The organism is Yersinia antarctica (assembly GCF_056636475.1).
On record NZ_JBSJQF010000001.1, the window covers coordinates 1,428,743 to 1,446,193 of the forward strand.

Below are 17,451 nucleotides of genomic sequence, written 5' to 3' on the forward strand. Positions count from 1 at the left end.
CTATAAATTCTTCGATAACATTTTGCGATGAGTATGTATCGACATCACGATACCAAACCCGGCCATCAGAACTATCAGTGCCGAGCCTCCATAGCTGACCAAAGGCAAAGGTACGCCAACCACAGGTAAAATTCCACTGACCATACCTATGTTAACAAACACATATACAAATAGTATCAGCATTAATCCTCCTACCATCACTCGGCCGAAGGTGGTTTGTGCGTGGGCGGCAATCACCAAACCACGCATAATGAGACAGAGATAAAGCGCTAATAGTACCAGCACGCCAATTAAACCTAGCTCCTCTGCCAGTACGGCAAAGATAAAATCAGTATGGCGTTCCGGTAAAAACTCCAGTTGTGACTGAGTTCCGTGTAGCCAGCCTTTCCCTGATAAGCCACCTGAGCCGATGGCGATTTTTGATTGGATAATATGATAACCGGCGCCGAGCGGATCACTTTCCGGGTCCAGCAGCATCATCACGCGGTCGCGCTGATAGCCGTGCATCAGGAAGAACCACAATATCGGGATAAATGCAGCGACCAATACGGCGGCAATAGCGATTAAACGCCAACTCATACCGGAGAGAAACAGTACGAACAGGCCAGAGGCCGCAATCAGGATAGAGGTACCCAAATCGGGCTGAGCGGCTACTAATAAGGTGGGCATAAAGATTAAAATTAGCGCAATACCGGTGTTTTTCAATGAGGGCGGACAGACGTCACGGTTCATAAAGCGAGCCACCATCAGCGGAACCGCAATTTTAGCAATTTCAGAAGGTTGAAAGCGGATAAAACCCAAGTCCAGCCAGCGCTGTGCACCTTTACTTATTTGGCCAAAGGCATCAACCAATACCAACAAAATTACGCACACGAAATAGAGGTAGGGTGCCCAGTTTTCATAGACGCGCGGCGGTATCTGCGCCATAACCAGCATGACAATCAGGCCCATCGCGATTTGGCCAACTTTGCGTTCCATCATGCCGATATCTTGCCCGCTGGCGCTCCACATCACAAAGGCGCTATAAGCCAACAGCGCCAGGATGCAAATCAAAAACGGCAGATCGATGTGCATTTTGTACCACAAAGAGCCTTTTTGTTGATTATCAGTCATGAGTTACCTTAGTCCACTTCAATTAATCTGCTTCAACACCTGGAGGCAGAGGGGCCGCATCCGGTAATTCAGTATTGTTATCACCCAACAAAATGTGGTCGAGAATTTGGCGAGTAATGGTCCCCACCGCAGGCCCGGCACCCCCATTTTCTAAAATCATGGCGACAGATACCGTTGGATTTTCGTAGGGCGCAAACGCAACCATCAATTTATGGTCGCGTAAGTGTTCTGCCACTTTATGGGCATTATAGGTTTCATAGCTATACACTTGGGCGGTACCGGATTTTGCCGCTGCTTTATAAGGTGTACCTTCAAAAAACTTACGCCCCGTTCCGTTCGGACGGTTGGCTACACCATACATGCCATCTTTAGCAATTTCCCAATAACCGGAATGTATATCACCAATTTGCGTGCGATCTTCTTGTTGATAGGGGACTAACTCTCCATTAATCCGGGTGCTTTGTAGCAGATGTGGCGTTTTAACCGCGCCATCATTAATCAGCGTCATTAACGCTTTTGCCATCTGGATTGGGGTGGCGGTCCAATACCCTTGGCCGATACCCACCGGAATGGTATCCCCTTGGTACCACGGTTTTTTGTGGCGTTTTTGTTTCCACTCACGGGTCGGCATCAGGCCCGCGCGCTCTTCGGATAGATCGATACCAGTATATTCACCGTAGCCGAATTTACTCATCCATGAGGACAAACGATCAATCCCCATGTCATAGGAAACCTGATAGAAGAAGGTATCCGCCGACTCTTCCAGCGCCTTGGTGACATTCAACCGACCATGACCCCATTTTTTCCAGTCGCGAAAGCGTTTTTCTGAGCCAGGTAGTTGCCACCAGCCAGGGTCAAACAAGCTGGTATTTTTGGTGATAACCCCGGCACTCAGGGCGGAAACGGCAATATAAGGTTTTACTGTAGACGCAGGGGGGTAGACACCCTGGGTAGCACGGTTAATCAGCGGGCGGTCAGGATCGTTCAACAACCCCTGATAATCTTTGCTGGAGATCCCATCGACAAATAGGTTCGGGTCATAACTTGGGTTCGATACCAAGGCTAAGATAGCGCCGGTGCGTGGGTCCGTGACCACCACTGCGGCGCGGCTGCCACTCAGCAGTTTTTCAATATAGGTTTGCAGATGTAAATCAAGCGTCAGGTAAATATCTTTACCGGCCTGCGGCGGCTGCTCATGTAGCTGGCGGATCACCCGGCCACGGTTATTGACTTCAACTTCTTCATAACCGGTTTTGCCGTGTAATACGGATTCATAATAGCGCTCAATACCCAGTTTGCCGATATCGTGGGTTGCGGCATAGTTAGCCAGAATGCCTTCTTTATCCAACCGTTCGACATCTTTATCGTTAATTTTCGATACATAACCGATAACGTGAGTCAGGGCCGAACCATAGGGATAGAAGCGGCGTTGATAGCCTTTGACTTCAATACCGGGGAAGCGGAATTGGTTAACGGCGAAACGGGCGACCTGCACCTCGGTAAGGGGGGTCTTAACGGCAATGGAGGTAAAGCGGCGTGAGCGCTTACGCTCTTTTTCAAAATTAGCGATATCCTCATCCGTCAGATCCACTATCGGGCGTAGTGCATTGAGTGTCGCGGGGAGGTCTTCGATTTTTTCCGGCATCAATTCTAATTGATAAATGGTCCGGTTCATCGCCAACGGGGTGCCGTTGCGATCAAATATCATACCGCGGCTAGGAGCGATAGGGACCAGCTTAATGCGGTTTTCATTGGAACGGGTGCGATAGTCTTCGAAACGCACTATCTGCAAATTGTACAAGTTTACAGTCAATATTCCGCTTAGCAGCAGGATACCGAGGAAAGCCACAAGGGCGCGGCGGACAAACAAGGCTGATTCAGCTGAATAGTCGCGAAAAGGGTTAGGTTCTTTTTTCATCCCGCAGCTACTTCATCTTGTCCAAAACCAACACGTTACTCAAAGCCATCACTTTACTCAGGTTCATCGCCGCTTATTCCCGATGATAAGGGTGATTGGTCGTAATACTCCAGGCGCGATAGAGGCTTTCAGCCACTAAAACACGCACTAAAGGATGGGGTAGCGTAAGCACAGAGAGCGACCAGCTCTGCTCTGCGGCAGCTTTACAGGCTGGGGCTAATCCCTCCGGCCCGCCAATCAGCAGACTGACATCACGGCCGTCCTGCTTCCAGCGTTCTAATTGCTGAGCCAATTGTGGAGTTTCCCAGGGAGTGCCTGGGATATCCAGCGTGACAATGCGGTTATTCTTGCCAACCGCCGCCAGCATCAGTTCGCCTTCTTTTTCCAAAATGCGTTTAATATCCGCATTTTTGCCCCGCTTACCGGCCGGTATTTCTACCAGCTCGAAGGGCATATCTTTGGGAAAGCGGCGCAGGTAATCCATGAAACCTGTCTGCACCCAGTCTGGCATTTTGGTGCCGACAGCCACCAGTTGCAGTTTCACCGCTTAGCTCCAGAGTTTTTCCAGTTCATACAGACGGCGGCTTTCTTCTTGCATGACATGCACAATGATTTCGCCTAAATCCACAACAACCCAGTCAGACACACCCTGGCCTTCTACGCCCAGTGGTATCATGCCTGCCACACGGGATTCCTGCACCAGATTGTCTGCCAGCGCCATAACATGGCGGGTAGAAGTCCCGGTACAGATGATCATGTAATCAGTGATGCTGGACTTACCCTGAACATCCAAAGTGATAATGTCCTGGCCTTTCAAGTCATCGAGCTTGTCGATAACAAATTCTTGGAGCGCTTTACCTTGCAAAGGTTCCCCTTAATTTTTTCTAATTTAATCAGTTGGTTACACTGTGCAGGTCGAAATTATTCGAAATTCGTTCACTACACTTCTATCTCGATCCATTCACTTCCGCGAACGTCTCGATATTTATCGGTCGTTTGTGCGGATTTATGTCCGAGGATTTTTTGAGAAAATTCCTTACCCATTTCCTTTTCATAAAGTCGCGAAGCTAAGCTCCGTATCTCATGAAATGGCGGTGGGTTGACGCCTTCCCAAGTTATACTCGCTAAATCTCTAGCCTTGGCAAATCGCTTAGTTAGCGTTTTATCTGCGAAAGCCTCGCCCTTTTCAGATGAAATTATCGTTTCGCCTTTAATTGCGCGATTTTCGCAGCGCGAGATGATATCACGCAAAGAGATCGAGAGTGTATCTAGCTTAACATTAAAGGGTATTACGATCCTCATTCCTGTCTTTTCCTGTTCAACGAAAAGCTTGTCATCCTTGATATCAGACCATTTCATCCTTCGAACATCCCCTACACGCTGCCCCGTAACTATAGCCAGATCCATGCTATCAACAACCCAATCAGGCATGTCGGCAGCGGCTGCTCTAATGGATAGGAAATTATCAAGGGATAGTCTTGCGCGCTTAACCTCTATTTTAGGGTTTTTTGTTGCATCAACAGGATTGCTGTCAATTACTCCCTCTGATATAGCTTCTCTGAAAAAGTCTGTCAAAAATGATCGCATCAACTTAGCAGATGCCGCCTTTCCATTATTGGTGTAATCGTTAAGAAGTGTTGCAATGTCTTTGGTGCTGATACTGTCCATTGACCTTAATGCGAAAACTTCATCGACCACATCCAGGCGGCTATGGTAGCCGGCGATCGTCTTGCTTTTTAATCCGCGCTTACTTAGCACCTCTGTATAGGTCTTAACCCACTCTGAAACAGTGATAACAGCAACGTTATTAATTCTGTCAATGAGCCGTATCGATGTGCCAGCATCCATAAGCTGTATATTTGCCTCTATCGCCTGATTTATTGCTAAGCGCTTATCTCGGCCAAGGCCGAATTCTTTACCCGTCCTTGGGTCTTTATAGCTGTAATAACCACCATTTCTAACATACAAATTGGCTGGTAAATCACGCAGTGCGGCGGATCGCCTTCTTGCTGCCATTTCTAATCCTTGATATCAGATTGTTATTTGTTGGTGCGGTATTGATAGTTGAGGCGGGGTCTATATATGTTGCGGTTGATTCAACTTCATAATCTCTACCAATTTTTTCAGGTGGTGGATATATCTTTCCAGCCTCAACCCACCTGTATATCTGCTTCATAGAGCGCGGTATGTCTCGACGTGCATTCCATTCTTTCAGGCTAATCTTCATGGCTGGCCTCTTATCTCTTTATCAATCTGACGAACGTAATAACTCAACCAGCGCTTCGCCGGGAAAGTTTTTGGTTGTAGTTCAATGGGGAGAGCGGTGATTTTTTTTGCGTGGCGATTAAGAATTTCGGTGAATTGCTTATCATGCTCTTGAATCGGGTACTTCTCTTTGGCTTCTATTATTTCGGTTCGGGCATCTTTGGCTACTGACCTGATGGCGTTTTCTACTGTGGCTTCCATTTCGGCACCGCCTCATCAATTGGAACCAACCGCCGCTCTGCCACTGTATCGACGCACTCATCAAAGTCAGATGTGTACGCATCGAGTAGTTGCTCTTTGTCTTGATATTTCTGCATGCCATCCCACCATAATTTCTGACCGGTGCCGCGAACTACTGCCAGCCGCTTAGCCCAGTGTGGAGCACCGATGAAATCACCGACGGAGCCGGATAAAATTTTCCAATGCATCATCATTCACTCCTTGGGTTTCCGGTAACCGGCATCGTAAATAGCAGCAGCAACATCTTCTGGTTGATAGCTATCAGGCAATGCGGATTGAATGCTAACGATGTCAGTTATTGCCTCGTTCTTGCGTGCCAACTCCTCGCCATCCAGAATCTCATTGCACAAGCTGACGCACTCATTGCAGATATTCACCTCAGGTCCGGTAATTATGCGAACCTCGCTTTCGGGCTTCTTGCAGAATGAACAGGTGATTTCTGGCGGCAAGTCCTCTACTTTGAATTTAACGAACTCAAGCGAAGCCATGTAATTTATAGCCATCAGTGAACTCCCCTTCACAGCATCACCCACCACATAGACAACCAGGCAGATAATAAATAGTGCAAGCATATGCCTATCAATATTTCCGTTACTTTTGGTTGGTTCATGCTGCCTCCGAACTGCCAGGTATTAATTTGATTGATTGCCCGCACTCATTGCCCCAGGTATCCCACCCATCTAAATCCTTCCTTGAAAACAACTCGATGCGCTTTACATCCCCGTATAGCAATTCAAGCCGGTGACGCACTTCCCACGGCTTCTCGCTATGTTCGCCAAGCGGTGAGTAAACAACTTGCTTGATGCTGGCATTGAGTCGTTCTAGGCCATTACCGCGCACTGCTATTAACACATCTTCCGTATTTGCCCGCGTGTAGTTGCCGCCGTTCATCCGTGATTGGGTATTGAGTAGGGCAAGAAAGTCATAGAAGTCGTTAACCTCACCAGCCGCCAGCGCTTTATTTATGTGGTCCTCTGCCAACTGGTTTAGCTTCACCCAAGTAAATCCCTTCATTGTGCGCACCTGAAATCCCCACGCTTCAGCAAGCTGCTTTGCTTCATCGTTGAAGTTACCGGTGTACCACATGGCGAGAACTGCATCGGGAGCCGCGAGGGACCAAACAGGGAGGCGTTTTAAATCAGTGAGTGACATTGTGCTGTAGTGATTAATTGCTGCACCGTTACTGGCTTTGTTTCCATACGTCCAGGGTGGGTCACAGTAGATGAGCTGATATCCACTCATGCCACAGCCTCCATGTATGACTCTATGAACGTTTTTGCCGCTTCAGCATTGATAGCGTTTCCGTAGGCGCGCAGTCGTCCCACTCGCGAGGTAGCCCCATGAGCCAGCGGGAATGTGCCGGGTTCAACTGGCCGCCACTTTCCATCCCTGCACAGGAGCCAATCAGCATCTCGCCAGAAGCCGCTACCCCCCTGACCTGGTTGTTGTCGATGGTGGTTACCGTTGGCCACCCCGCTAATTGAGCTGCCGTCTGAAGATTCATCCCCCCATTGCGACCAGACGTTCCCACTCCCGTTGAGCAATTCGCTGTCACTGCTGGCCACCCGCTGTGCTCCGAACCAGAGTCGCTGTCTGATATGCGGTGCGCCGACGCTACAAGCTGGCAATACTGCCGCCCCGCAGGCGTAACTTTGGTTTTCCAGTTCATTGGATAAATCGTCGAGCCAGTGTTTTCCAATTGCAGCCGCAACCTGTTCTCCAAAGAGGTTTGTAGGTTTTCGCTCTCTAATGAGATTGAGCCATACAGGGGCGAGGTGTCGCTCGTCTGCTGTTCCAAGTTGATTGCCGGCAGCACTGAAAGGCTGGCAAGGGCATGAGCCTGTCCATACTGGCTTGTCGTCGGGCCATCCTGCTCTACGCAAGGCATATGACCAGACGCCAATTCCGGCGAAGAAGTGACACTGGGTAAATCCGGTAAGGTCTTCTGGCTTAACATCAACAATGCTCCGTTCGTCAACATAGCCTGGTGCGATATGACCGGCTTTGATAAGGCTTCTCAGCCATTGGGCCGCGTATGGATCAATCTCGTTGTACCAAGCAAAAGGTTTGCTCATGCCGCCCTCCCTTTCCTTCGCTCATCGATTTCGAAGTCATCACGACATCCTTCGTCACAATCCACGCCGCCAGGTGTTTTATCCGGCCCGTACCGCGCTTCAAACCATTCACTGATCTGCTGTGATAACAGCATATGTTCGTGGGCTAATTCATGTGACCGTTTAAGGTCTGTAATTATTTGAGGTTCTGTCACTACTCACCCCCCCGCAGACTGGCGGCGAACTCATCAGCAGTGCCACCTGCATCCGTAAAGAAGGTATAAGCCCTAATTTCTGCCTTCTGTTTGCAGAACTCAGAGAACATTTCAACACCCTGCGCCTTTATCTCGTTAAGCGCCTGAGTGGTGTTCGGGGTTCCATCTAGTGCCTTATTCAGCTCATCGACATACCAATCCAGATATTTGTATTCCAGTAAATTACCGTGCTCTTCCCACATATCAGGCGCAGTGGCGAATTCAATCGCAGTTTTTAACGCCACATTCTCAGCGACCACGGCCTGATATTTCTTTTCGAGTTCTGCATAATCAGTATTTTCAGACATGACTATTCCTCAGCAGACTGGCTGCCGGTTATATGGGGGGGGAGGGTGATTAAACGCGGAGACTCTGAATCATTGCTGAAACATATTTGGCTTGATGTATTGCGTCATCTAGCGCGTTGTGGTGAATACCTTCGCGAGTGAAGTCTTTAATGTTCAATGGTGATAAATCGACAACTGTTCTTACATCGCGCACATTCCAGAATTTCCAAGGTACAGCAACGTTAACTGACGCAAACCAGCTTTCAAGAATTGTGATATCGAAGATTGAGCCATTCCCCCAAACTAAGTCATTTTTATCAATTCCGCTCGCCAAGGTATTTGCTACAACTACCGGATCTTCCGTACCACTAAATGCGGCTTCTTTTGCCTCTGGCGATTGCTGTTCCCACCAATCCAGGGTTGATTGAGAAGCATGACCATACTTTTGTGCTTGTTGCCCCATGCTTGCGTAAAGCTTATCGCCAATCTCACCAGTATTTCGGTCAAAGCGAACAGCCCCGATAGATAAGACCGCGCATCCATACGTGGTACCTAATGTCTCGATGTCGATCATGATGTCTTTCATGATATTTCCCTTATTTTATTAATTATGCTGCCGAAAGCAGTCGTAGGCATTCTTGACGCCGCGCCACTAACTCTTCCTGAGTTGAGCAGTACGGCGTAGGATTGGCTGGCATGAACTCTGGTTTAAGCCGGTATATAATCCCTTTAGCTGAAATCTCTTTAGCCTCCCAGCGCTCTTCCGTGAGCAAGTGGCGCATGTTAAGCACATACGTCAGGGGAATGTGTACCGATACCGTTTCGAATCCCTCACCCAATCCCTTGTAGAATGAGTCCTTATAATTCAACGTGCACCCGATAGTTGCACCACCAGACAAGCGACCACGCCCCACACTGCCAATTGACCGGTGGAATGAGGTTATATAAGCATCTGGATGGGCGCGGAGGCAGGCCAGTATTTGTTCTGGCTGCATGGCGATTACCTGCTGGGAGGTGCGAACTTAGAAGCGTGGGTCTTCGGAAAAGAACTGATCATCACCCTGATAGTTTCCTGAGTGAGTTGGAGCGCTGTTTACTTGCTTACGCTCATCCTTGTCCTTCAGGGTGGTGAGCATCTTCGCTATTGTTTCGGCTGGGGAGCAGTCACTTACATGTTCCTGTAGTGTTCTCTGGCTTTGTGCAAAGTACGGGATGCGAATATCAAAGTTGTAAGTCTCACGGCCATCATCTTTTGTTTTAAGCGTTTTTTGTAGCACCAGGCCCAACTTTCGGCCTACAAACTCAGGGGCGACATCAACTCCAGTCTCATTTTTAATGATGGTAAGCTGCTTAACGCCAGAGCAACCCATCATCGCATTTATCATGTTTACGCCATGCGTATTGGGGCTTCCGTCTTTCTTTACGGTATAAACATTCAGATAGTTGGCCTTACGCCCATCATCAGTTTCCACGGAGAATTCAATTGATTTAGCGCCGCCAGAACTGATCACATATTTAGCTTCTGAGATGGTGAAGATATAAGCCCCAGACTCATTGATGAAACCGCTTAATCCTGCTGATAAACCTGAATCCTGGTCATAGACGAAAGTTACATTGCTCATGCTGCGTTTCCTTTAATTTGATGAACATTATTGATGCCGTAGTAATCGCAAATATCCCGATCTACAGTCAGAAGGTCGTTTTCAATTTCTTCGGTTTCGAACAACCCCATCGGGGATTTAACTGTGTCATTGCCATTATTTTGAGTGGTGAAAAAGTATTGCTTATCGTGGACGGTTGTTTTTAAAACAATGGTAAACATCCCCTCAACCGTTACCTTTTCATCCAGCATCTTGCCGATGGTTTTCATTTTGACGCGCCCAAGGTTTGTTTCCTCGGTATGGGCCATAAAGTAAATTCGCAAGTCATCTGGCGCGTCCTGCGCTGCTTTAATGATGTCCCACATGTGACGCCCCATCTGGGCGAATTTATCAAATCCTTTTTCGTTTACTGAATCCATGAACTCGGTGCACATCACATACTGGAAGTCATCAATGATGACTATTTTCTTCCCATATTTTGTTGCCCCATTAATGACGGCCTTAATCATTGACCAGTCATGCGTCGCAATAACACTCCCTGTTTTTTTCACGCCATCCCATGGCTGCCAGTTAGTTGATTTGAACGGTAGCCGCTTCCTTACCACCTGTATTAATAGGCAATCATCAGGGTTGAGATTGCGCAAGCTGGTAGACTTCCCTGTACCAGATTCACCAAGGATTAATGTTGCGGTACCCACAAATCACCTCCATAAATGATTTACGCTTTTTGGCTGCCGATTCCCTTACTTGCTCAACCAATTCGCCTTTAATCCCCATTGCATCCAGTGCAATGATTGCCAGTTGTTCAGCCGACACGCGCCCGCACTCCAATTCATTTTTAACAAAGGCCAGAGTGTCCATGCTCTTTAACGATTCACGCCTTGTGATAATCAGTTCTTTTAATTGATCTTCTGTCATGCCGCATACTCCATGTCTTGGGAGTCATCCCAGCCAAGCCAAACAATCTGGCACCACCGGTATGCCTCATGAATTCCCTGCGCTGTATCTGGGAAAGACTTCGTATAACGTTTTTTAAATCCGCTGTGCACTTGAGATGCGGTCACTGTGCCGTCACCATTCGGTTTTATTCTCATGGTTCACCCCGCTGGTTTAATATCTCAACAAGCCGCTTGGCTGCGTTCTTAGCATTGCGGCATATACGGTCGAGCAAAGTCTCAGAGCAGCCCACGCAAGGCCACCCTGCTATACAAAAGGTATGCATGGGATACTCCGGTTTAATTAGTAGTTCATCTGGATAGGTGGCTGATGGTTTAAAAACGATTGGGCAACTTGATTTTTGATGATGGAAATAACGCAAGCCTTGGCGCACTCAGCGTCAATTCCGGCTTTAGTTAGCATGGCAATGGCTGCATTGTTAACTTCGGCTTGGTGGGCCCTATCAGCAGCCTTTTTCGCTGCTTCATCAGTAACGCGCTTCTCTTCAGCTAACCGTGCATCTTCTTTCTGCTTGGCTTCGCGCTTTATGCGGTCAGCGGTTTCCTGTGCTTTCCGCTGTTCGTCTGCGATAGCTTCCTGCTTCTCGCGTTCAGCTTTAGCGGCTGCATCTTTCTTGTCTTGCTCGGCCTTCTGCTCTGCTGCGATGCGATTACGCTCTGCAAGGTCAATCGCTTCCTGCTTATCACGCTCAGCACGTTCTTTCGCTAACAGTGCATCGCGCTCCCTTGCTGCTGATTTATCGATTTCACGCTGTGCCGCTTCTGCCATCTCACGCCTGGCTTTATCCGCCGCCTGTTGAGCAATGAATTCTTCGTGGGCTTTCCGCTGGCGTTCAGTTTCATCAGCTTTCTCTTTAGCGTCGCGGTCGAAAGCGTCATTCATCAGCAGACCCATTTCGTGGTCAGACTCTTTCTTGGCTGCTGCTTTTTCGGCAATTCTAATAGTGATAACAGCATCCATATCGTGGGCTTCCTGCCACATAGCCGAGTAAGCTTCTTCGGCTGCGATACGTTCCGCTTCAAGCTTTAGCCGTTCCTGTTCGGCCTCAAACTCTAATTTTGGCAATAACACCTTTTCTTTCAGCGCATCCAGCCGGTCACGAACCGTCTTGCGACTGGCATCAATTTTCTTTGGCACCTCTTTGTATTCGGTAACCAAATCCTTACCCAGACCATCCAAATAAGTTTTGGTCTTAGCCACTTTCAAGCCGAGAGAAGCAATAGCGTCGCGGCCTTTCTTTGTGCTGACATCTGGAACAAACGAATTAACTTCTTTCTCAACCTGCTGAAGAATTGATTCGATGTGGTCAGGCTGGGTAAATACTGCGAGAGCGTTCTTAGCTTCGATAACAATCGATAATCCGGTTGCTTCACTCATGCTCATTTCCTTGTGCTACTCCCACAGCAAGACACCGACTATGGTCAGTTATTTAGTAGTGGGAGTGGGGAGTTAGTGGGGGAGGGTTAAAGGCTATTGATTTTCTGCTCAATAAACTTGTACGCCATCGTCTTACCCTCTATCAGTGAACCTAATTAATCTGCTTCTTCTTCATCTGGCTCGTTAAGCCATTCTGGGCGCTCACCCTTACCAAGGTAGAAGTCGATAATATCTAACAGGCGAGGGTAGAATTTAAGTGCTGTCTTGCCGTCCATATCTGCAATCTCGCGCTTACTGAATTTGCGCCACTCATCGGCTGTGTGACTCTGACATCCGGCACGAACAGTCTCCCCGTTGCTTATTTGCAGAAAATACTTATCACCCGTGATTATGTATGTGCGATCAGGATAGGCGGCACCGCGCAGGTCGGCACCGCACAGGTCGGCACCGCACAGGTCGGCACCGCGCAGGTCGGCACCGCGCAGGTCGGCACCGCGCAGGTCGGCATCGCACAGGTCGGCACCGCACAGTTCGGCACCGCGCAGGTCGGCATCGCGCAGGTCGGCATGGCGCAGGTTGGCATCGCGCAGGTTGGCATCGCGCAGGTTGGCACCGCGCAGGTCGGCACCGCACAGGTCGGCACCGCGCAGGTCGGCATCGCGCAGGTCGGCACCGCGCAGGTCGGCATCGCGCAGGTCGGCACCGCGCAGGTTGGCATCGCACAGGTCGGCACCGCACAGGTCGGCACCGCGCAGGTTGGCATCGCACAGGTCGGCATCGCGCAGGTCGGCACCGCGCAGGTTGGCACCGCGCAGGTCGGCACCGCGCAGGTCGGCACCGCGCAGGTTGGCACCGCGCAGGTTGGCATCGCGCAGGTCGGCACCGCGCAGGTCGGCACCGCGCAGGTCGGCACCGCGCAGGTCGGCATCGCGCAGGTTGGCACCGCACAGGTTGGCATCGCACAGGTTGGCATCGCACAGGTCGGCACCGCACAGGTCGGCACCGCGCAGGTCGGCATCGCGCAGGTTGGCACCGCACAGGTTGGCATCGCACAGGTTGGCACCGCACAGGTTGGCTCTAGATCCGTTTTGTCTATATGACTCTACCCAGATTTTATGCTCGGCGAGAATTTTGTTTAAATCGGTAAGATTCATTGTTACCTCGATTTTCAGGCATGAAAAAGCCGCATAAGCGACTTGTGTTTGTAGTGAACTGTCTTTAACCACATCAGGCGGCAGTGGTATCTTGGAGTTTCCACACAACCAAGAAGGGAATTCCATGTCAGAAACTTTCCAAGTTAAATTCGTCTGCCCGGATTGCGGCAGTGAGTCGTTCATATTCAGCGCCGAGCCGTACACGATGGATAATGTTGAAGGCTGTGCCAGTTGCGGCAGGGCAATCAGTAAAGACGATATCGTTAGCCACAGCAGAGACTTTGCTAAAAAGCAGGCTGACGAGATGGTTCGGAAGGCTTTCAATGGTCGGCTTAAGTAATTCGATTAGCTCAGATATCTGAGCAGTAATCTCGGTGGTGTCTAAAGTAATGGATGCCACTATTTCACCTGATTTATTCATTCTGTTATCTCGCTGTAATTGTTTCTGTTGGCTTGCGATGACCAGCGGCGAAGCGGGCCACTTCAGGCAAACAGATATTGTCTGCGCTTGGTCGCTCACTGCTGCGTGCTGGAACGCTGATACAAGCCTTGGTTACTCGGCTTGCTGATTGGCTGGATAACACTGGATTAGCCTCTCTCTGTGCTGCTCTGCGAGCTTTACGGCGATTCCGTGAATTATCGGAAGCTGCATAGGTGTATACGACTGTCATGATTACCTCCGGTGGTTGGCTTTGGTGATGTGGTGGCTGGAGTCGAACCAACTCCCATCGGTGCGCTGCCGATTGCAGTACGCGCATCGGTCTGCTACATGACTAGTATTTTCACAGTCGCCTATCTGCTAGCTCTCCGTTGAGCTTCACCACATCCCAAAGCCAACTTCTCTTTGGTTCCCCGCATCTCGGCGGGAACAAACCCCAGTAATGTTAAATAAGCAGCCTGTCGTCCTGACTGGCGCGGCGAGTAGTTCCTTCTGCCGCATCGATGTTTCGTTTCGATGGGTTGATAATAGCCTTAGCGATTATTTAGGTCAATCGTAAAAGCGATAATATCTATCGATAAAGTGATAATTACATAATTGATAAAGGAATTTATTTTAAAAATAATTCAGGCGCACCCATTCGCACCGGCTAACAGGCGTGAAAAGTGTGATATGAGTAGTGTTTAATGCGGGTAGGGTGGTGAGATTGTCAGATTACAGACACAAAAAAGCCGACAGCGACGTCGGCAAGTAGGCTATTGCATATTATAGTTTTGTTCGGTTAACTCGGCAGCGGGGCTGGGTAAGTTAAATATTTTTCAATGCGTTGATTATTGCTGGGATGGCAGGTATTAGTTGTGCGAATACTACAGCGCCAACCACCCACACAATAATACTATTCTTAGCATCGCTGACATTGGTCGTTGTCGCGTAGTTTGATTTCATGACAGCAAGATCGGTTTTGATTACTTGCATGTCATCTTCGAGTTTTTTAATTCTAACAAGCATGTCATCCCCTCCTCCATTGCCGCCGCCATGTTTCAATAATGAGTCATCTTCAATGGTAAGTCCATCGGTTTCATTGAGTGACTCAGGGCTGGTTCCCCACCCATAAGCGACATTACTCATGATTATCATCCTTGAAAGCATTGAAATAAATACTCATCGAATCAATGTATGGCTCAACAAGCCCTTCGTATAACTCACAAGTTAATTTGTATGTACCATATTCTTTTATTTTAGTTGAGATCCTGGCATTTAGGAATGATGTTTTCTTTACTGGATCAATCTGACCGGGTGGCATCCCGCTAAGAACTTGCGACATCAGTTTTGATGGGGTGTCTAAGATATCCAATCCATTTTTATCAAATAATTTCAGCAATACAAAATATGGTTGCTCTGGGGATAATTCAATGAAAGATACGCCAGCCCTCATTCGTAACAGATCATTGGAGATACTGAAGTTTAGAGTCGGCTCACCTGATAGATATGAATCCATAATCATCGGATAAATAAAAGCTATTTTCCCTGCCATTAATAACTACTCTCTCTAGTATAATTACAAGCCTATCCAGTGGGTTAGCCGTGGGTTAGACGAGCATCACTGAATAGTGAATGACACGCCCGATGATTTTCACATCATCCATGTCCGCTTCTTCATCCGGGAATTCGTCTTTGTTGTAGCTGCGAATGCTTAACTTCTTCCCTGGTAACCGGTAAAGCAGCTTAACCCTGAAAAACTCATCCTGGTCTATTGCGTAAATAGCACCGTCAACAATGCGCTTGTTAGCATAGTCAACCGTCACAGTTGTCCCATCGGGTAATACAGGCTCCATGCTATTCCCATGAACAGGGAAGGCCACAACACTCTTTGGGTCTGCTCCAGCCCTGCGTAAGGTGGTCTTTGAAAATCGCAACTTAAAACCATTGTGATCTTCGTTGTTTGAACAACCATTACCAGCAGCTAACTCTATGCTTTTATAGTAAGGAATTTCGACGTCATCATCTCCAAGCGGGGTGGAACTGTCCCACACTTCAACACCAACCCATTCGCTTTCAGGCGGTATTGTTGAACCTAGGTGGTGTGGTTTTGCGCCATCTTCTCGCATTGGCCCTGAGCCACTAGAAAGCCATTCAGGCCTAACCCCGAGCACTCTAGCTAGATCAACTGTTCTTCTAGATCCCTTAGCTCCTCCAGAGGTAAGCTTCCATATACTGGATTGAGCCATACCCACAGCCTTAGCTAAAGACCCTTGTGTAAATCTACCCTCCACCATCGCCAAATTAAGGCGCTCAGAAAAATCCATAAAAACCTCACAAAACAGTTCACTTCATATTATCGCCATAACAATACTTAATCAAAATCGGTAAAGCGATTGCTTTTCACTAAAGCGATAGCTAAAATCATCCAGTAAGCAATAGAAAAGGAGATTTTATGAAACATGAAGCAGTCGAAAAAGCGATTGCCATTGTTGGCAGTCAGGCTGCATTAGCCAAGGCTGTAGGCAAAGCGCAATCAACGGTATCGGATTGGCTTAACGGTAATAAGCAAATCTCAGTAGAAGGTGCGCTGCTTCTAGTTAGAGCAACCAACGGAAAAATTAAAGCCGCTGAGTTCCGACCTGATAAAGCAAACCTATTTGAGCAATTTAATAACGCAGCTTAAGCACTACCGCTCTTTAACACTACCGACCTCACCCCACCGCAATGTGGGTGAACACCAAAGTGACAAGCTCACGGCTTTGTCACGTAACAACATCTAACAAGGGAAGTATTACGCATGGAACGTGCAACAGCTCGCAACAAGGCTCGAATGATTGAGAGCCAATTACTGAACAAGATTGCATTACGAGGCGTCACTGACATTGCTGACGCTGTAGGCGTTGATAAGTCACAGATATCGCGCTGGAAGGAAAGCTTCATTCCGAAGATGAGCATGTTACTAGCTGTTCTGGAATGGGGAGTAGTCGATGACGAGATGGCAAGGCTGGCTAAGTCAGTGGCGTTGTTGCTTACAAAACAAAAAGCCCCACCTGCACGAACAGGAGAGGCTTCTCAAATAACGCTCAATTTCTGAGGTAACTATACATGAGTTTATCTACGGTAGTAAACCCGACTATGACCAGCCAGGAGATAGCTGATCTCGTTGAGTCTAGACATGACAAAGTTAAGCAATCAATCGAAAGGCTGGCGCTTCGTGGAACAATTCAACTCCCCCCATTGGGGGAAGTTAAGAATCACCTTGGTCAATCAGTAGCTGTGTACCAAGTTGGCAAGCGAGATAGCTACATCGTCGTTGCGCAGCTTTCCCCTGAGTTCACAGCTCGTCTAGTAGACCGCTGGCAGGAACTGGAAAGTCAGGCTCGAATTCCTCAAAACTTGCCAGATGCCTTGCGACTGGCGGCAGACCTAGCAGAAGAAAAACAGAAACTGGAAAATCAACTTGCTATTGCAGCTCCGAAAGCTCAGTTCGTTGACAGCTACGTAACTGCAACCGGATCTCTTGGTTTTCGCGAAACTTGCAAACTTCTTCACATCAAAGAGCCAGCCTTCCGTAAGTTCCTGCTCGATAGCGAGATCATGTATCTACTGGCTGGGAAGCTAACGCCTTACGCTCAACACATTGATGCGTGTCGATTCACTGTTAAAACAGGTGAGAACCTAACAAACGGTCACGCTTTCATCCAAAACAAGTCCACCCCTAAAGGCATCCAATGGATCGCCGGATTACTGGCTGCTCATCAAATCAAGGATATTGCCGCATGAGTACAGCCAAAGTATTTGATATCAGCG

29 protein-coding genes are annotated in these 17,451 nt (G+C 48.4%); 4 read left to right on the plus strand and 25 right to left on the minus strand.

Features of this window, described 5'->3' with window-relative positions; translation table 11 throughout:
• From mrdB to ACWJJO_RS06575, 21 genes are all read right to left on the minus strand, one after another.
• Window positions 1-1,113 carry a peptidoglycan glycosyltransferase MrdB gene (gene mrdB / locus ACWJJO_RS06475; RefSeq protein WP_005182719.1) on the minus strand — a complete coding sequence of 371 codons (1,113 nt, stop codon included), beginning with the start codon at window positions 1,111-1,113 and terminating at the stop codon, window positions 1-3.
• Between the two features lie 22 nt (window positions 1,114-1,135).
• On the minus strand, window positions 1,136-3,031 hold the full coding sequence (mrdA, locus tag ACWJJO_RS06480; protein ID WP_083159678.1) for a peptidoglycan DD-transpeptidase MrdA: 1,896 nt from the start codon (window positions 3,029-3,031) through the stop codon (window positions 1,136-1,138).
• A gap of 73 nt (window positions 3,032-3,104) precedes the next feature.
• Entirely contained in the window at window positions 3,105-3,575 is a 471-nt protein-coding gene (rlmH, locus tag ACWJJO_RS06485) for a 23S rRNA (pseudouridine(1915)-N(3))-methyltransferase RlmH (protein WP_083159676.1), read from the minus strand.
• A 3-nt stretch (window positions 3,576-3,578) separates the two neighbouring features.
• Window positions 3,579-3,896, minus strand: a complete 318-nt coding sequence (rsfS, locus tag ACWJJO_RS06490; protein WP_083159674.1) for a ribosome silencing factor — start codon at window positions 3,894-3,896, stop codon at window positions 3,579-3,581.
• A gap of 74 nt (window positions 3,897-3,970) precedes the next feature.
• Entirely contained in the window at window positions 3,971-5,047 is a 1,077-nt protein-coding gene (locus ACWJJO_RS06495; RefSeq protein ID WP_481090802.1) for a tyrosine-type recombinase/integrase, read from the minus strand.
• The gene (locus tag ACWJJO_RS06500; RefSeq protein ID WP_071665754.1) at window positions 5,013-5,258 is read right to left on the minus strand and encodes an excisionase; all 246 of its coding nucleotides are present in this window, start codon (window positions 5,256-5,258) and stop codon (window positions 5,013-5,015) included. Before ACWJJO_RS06500 ends, ACWJJO_RS06495 begins: the two co-directional genes overlap by 35 nt.
• Window positions 5,255-5,497, minus strand: coding sequence for a hypothetical protein (locus ACWJJO_RS06505; protein WP_481090803.1), 243 nt, complete (start codon window positions 5,495-5,497; stop codon window positions 5,255-5,257). Before ACWJJO_RS06505 ends, ACWJJO_RS06500 begins: the two co-directional genes overlap by 4 nt.
• Window positions 5,482-5,727, minus strand: coding sequence for a hypothetical protein (locus ACWJJO_RS06510; protein ID WP_481090804.1), 246 nt, complete (start codon window positions 5,725-5,727; stop codon window positions 5,482-5,484). The genes ACWJJO_RS06505 and ACWJJO_RS06510 overlap by 16 nt, the downstream gene beginning before the upstream one ends.
• Window positions 5,728-5,730: 3 nt before the next feature.
• On the minus strand, window positions 5,731-6,108 hold the full coding sequence (locus tag ACWJJO_RS06515) for a ClpX C4-type zinc finger protein (RefSeq protein WP_481090784.1): 378 nt from the start codon (window positions 6,106-6,108) through the stop codon (window positions 5,731-5,733).
• A gap of 34 nt (window positions 6,109-6,142) precedes the next feature.
• Entirely contained in the window at window positions 6,143-6,778 is a 636-nt protein-coding gene (locus ACWJJO_RS06520; protein WP_481090785.1) for an MT-A70 family methyltransferase, read from the minus strand.
• The gene (locus ACWJJO_RS06525; protein ID WP_481090805.1) at window positions 6,775-7,611 is read right to left on the minus strand and encodes a DNA cytosine methyltransferase; all 837 of its coding nucleotides are present in this window, start codon (window positions 7,609-7,611) and stop codon (window positions 6,775-6,777) included. Before ACWJJO_RS06525 ends, ACWJJO_RS06520 begins: the two co-directional genes overlap by 4 nt.
• A gap of 193 nt (window positions 7,612-7,804) precedes the next feature.
• On the minus strand, window positions 7,805-8,152 hold the full coding sequence (locus ACWJJO_RS06530) for a hypothetical protein (RefSeq protein WP_481090806.1): 348 nt from the start codon (window positions 8,150-8,152) through the stop codon (window positions 7,805-7,807).
• Between the two features lie 49 nt (window positions 8,153-8,201).
• Complete coding sequence (locus ACWJJO_RS06535; RefSeq protein WP_481090720.1) at window positions 8,202-8,717, minus strand: 3'-5' exonuclease; 516 nt, start codon at window positions 8,715-8,717, stop codon at window positions 8,202-8,204.
• A gap of 22 nt (window positions 8,718-8,739) precedes the next feature.
• A complete protein-coding gene (locus ACWJJO_RS06540; protein WP_481090721.1) occupies window positions 8,740-9,126 on the minus strand; it encodes a hypothetical protein in 387 nt (128 codons plus the stop codon).
• Window positions 9,127-9,153: 27 nt separating this feature from the next.
• Entirely contained in the window at window positions 9,154-9,753 is a 600-nt protein-coding gene (locus ACWJJO_RS06545; RefSeq protein ID WP_481090722.1) for a DUF669 domain-containing protein, read from the minus strand.
• Complete coding sequence (locus ACWJJO_RS06550; protein ID WP_481090723.1) at window positions 9,750-10,430, minus strand: DEAD/DEAH box helicase family protein; 681 nt, start codon at window positions 10,428-10,430, stop codon at window positions 9,750-9,752. Before ACWJJO_RS06550 ends, ACWJJO_RS06545 begins: the two co-directional genes overlap by 4 nt.
• A complete protein-coding gene (locus ACWJJO_RS06555) occupies window positions 10,402-10,650 on the minus strand; it encodes a hypothetical protein (RefSeq protein WP_481090724.1) in 249 nt (82 codons plus the stop codon). The genes ACWJJO_RS06550 and ACWJJO_RS06555 overlap by 29 nt, the downstream gene beginning before the upstream one ends.
• A complete protein-coding gene (locus ACWJJO_RS06560; protein ID WP_481090725.1) occupies window positions 10,647-10,826 on the minus strand; it encodes a DUF5444 family protein in 180 nt (59 codons plus the stop codon). Before ACWJJO_RS06560 ends, ACWJJO_RS06555 begins: the two co-directional genes overlap by 4 nt.
• Window positions 10,823-10,954 (minus strand): protease FtsH-inhibitory lysogeny factor CIII, encoded by a 132-nt coding sequence (locus ACWJJO_RS06565; RefSeq protein ID WP_481090807.1) that lies wholly within the window; start codon window positions 10,952-10,954, stop codon window positions 10,823-10,825. The genes ACWJJO_RS06560 and ACWJJO_RS06565 overlap by 4 nt, the downstream gene beginning before the upstream one ends.
• Before the next feature lie 17 nt (window positions 10,955-10,971).
• Window positions 10,972-12,066, minus strand: coding sequence for a cell envelope biogenesis protein TolA (locus ACWJJO_RS06570; RefSeq protein WP_481090808.1), 1,095 nt, complete (start codon window positions 12,064-12,066; stop codon window positions 10,972-10,974).
• A gap of 155 nt (window positions 12,067-12,221) precedes the next feature.
• On the minus strand, window positions 12,222-13,346 hold the full coding sequence (locus ACWJJO_RS06575; RefSeq protein ID WP_481090809.1) for a pentapeptide repeat-containing protein: 1,125 nt from the start codon (window positions 13,344-13,346) through the stop codon (window positions 12,222-12,224).
• Between ACWJJO_RS06575 and ACWJJO_RS06580 the strand changes: the two genes are divergently transcribed.
• Window positions 13,345-13,560, plus strand: a complete 216-nt coding sequence (locus ACWJJO_RS06580; protein WP_481090810.1) for an ECs_2282 family putative zinc-binding protein — start codon at window positions 13,345-13,347, stop codon at window positions 13,558-13,560. The genes ACWJJO_RS06575 and ACWJJO_RS06580 overlap by 2 nt on opposite strands.
• Before the next feature lie 85 nt (window positions 13,561-13,645).
• Here the strand turns inward: ACWJJO_RS06580 and ACWJJO_RS06585 are convergent, their stop codons facing one another.
• From ACWJJO_RS06585 to ACWJJO_RS06600, 4 genes are all read right to left on the minus strand, one after another.
• Entirely contained in the window at window positions 13,646-13,891 is a 246-nt protein-coding gene (locus ACWJJO_RS06585; protein ID WP_481090811.1) for a transcriptional antitermination N peptide, read from the minus strand.
• Between the two features lie 575 nt (window positions 13,892-14,466).
• A complete protein-coding gene (locus tag ACWJJO_RS06590) occupies window positions 14,467-14,787 on the minus strand; it encodes a hypothetical protein (RefSeq protein ID WP_481090812.1) in 321 nt (106 codons plus the stop codon).
• Window positions 14,780-15,193, minus strand: a complete 414-nt coding sequence (locus ACWJJO_RS06595; protein WP_481090813.1) for a hypothetical protein — start codon at window positions 15,191-15,193, stop codon at window positions 14,780-14,782. Before ACWJJO_RS06595 ends, ACWJJO_RS06590 begins: the two co-directional genes overlap by 8 nt.
• 55 nt (window positions 15,194-15,248) lie before the next feature.
• Window positions 15,249-15,965: an XRE family transcriptional regulator gene (locus ACWJJO_RS06600; protein WP_481090814.1), complete on the minus strand. Its 717-nt coding sequence runs from the start codon at window positions 15,963-15,965 to the stop codon at window positions 15,249-15,251.
• A gap of 128 nt (window positions 15,966-16,093) precedes the next feature.
• Between ACWJJO_RS06600 and ACWJJO_RS06605 the strand changes: the two genes are divergently transcribed.
• The 3 genes from ACWJJO_RS06605 to ACWJJO_RS06615 all read left to right on the plus strand — a co-directional run bounded on the left by ACWJJO_RS06605 (window position 16,094) and on the right by ACWJJO_RS06615 (window position 17,424).
• Window positions 16,094-16,324 (plus strand): transcriptional regulator, encoded by a 231-nt coding sequence (locus tag ACWJJO_RS06605; protein WP_048901721.1) that lies wholly within the window; start codon window positions 16,094-16,096, stop codon window positions 16,322-16,324.
• A gap of 114 nt (window positions 16,325-16,438) precedes the next feature.
• Window positions 16,439-16,735, plus strand: coding sequence for a CII family transcriptional regulator (locus tag ACWJJO_RS06610; RefSeq protein WP_481090815.1), 297 nt, complete (start codon window positions 16,439-16,441; stop codon window positions 16,733-16,735).
• A gap of 11 nt (window positions 16,736-16,746) precedes the next feature.
• Entirely contained in the window at window positions 16,747-17,424 is a 678-nt protein-coding gene (locus tag ACWJJO_RS06615) for a phage antirepressor KilAC domain-containing protein (RefSeq protein WP_481090816.1), read from the plus strand.
• Window positions 17,425-17,451: the final 27 nt, after the last annotated feature.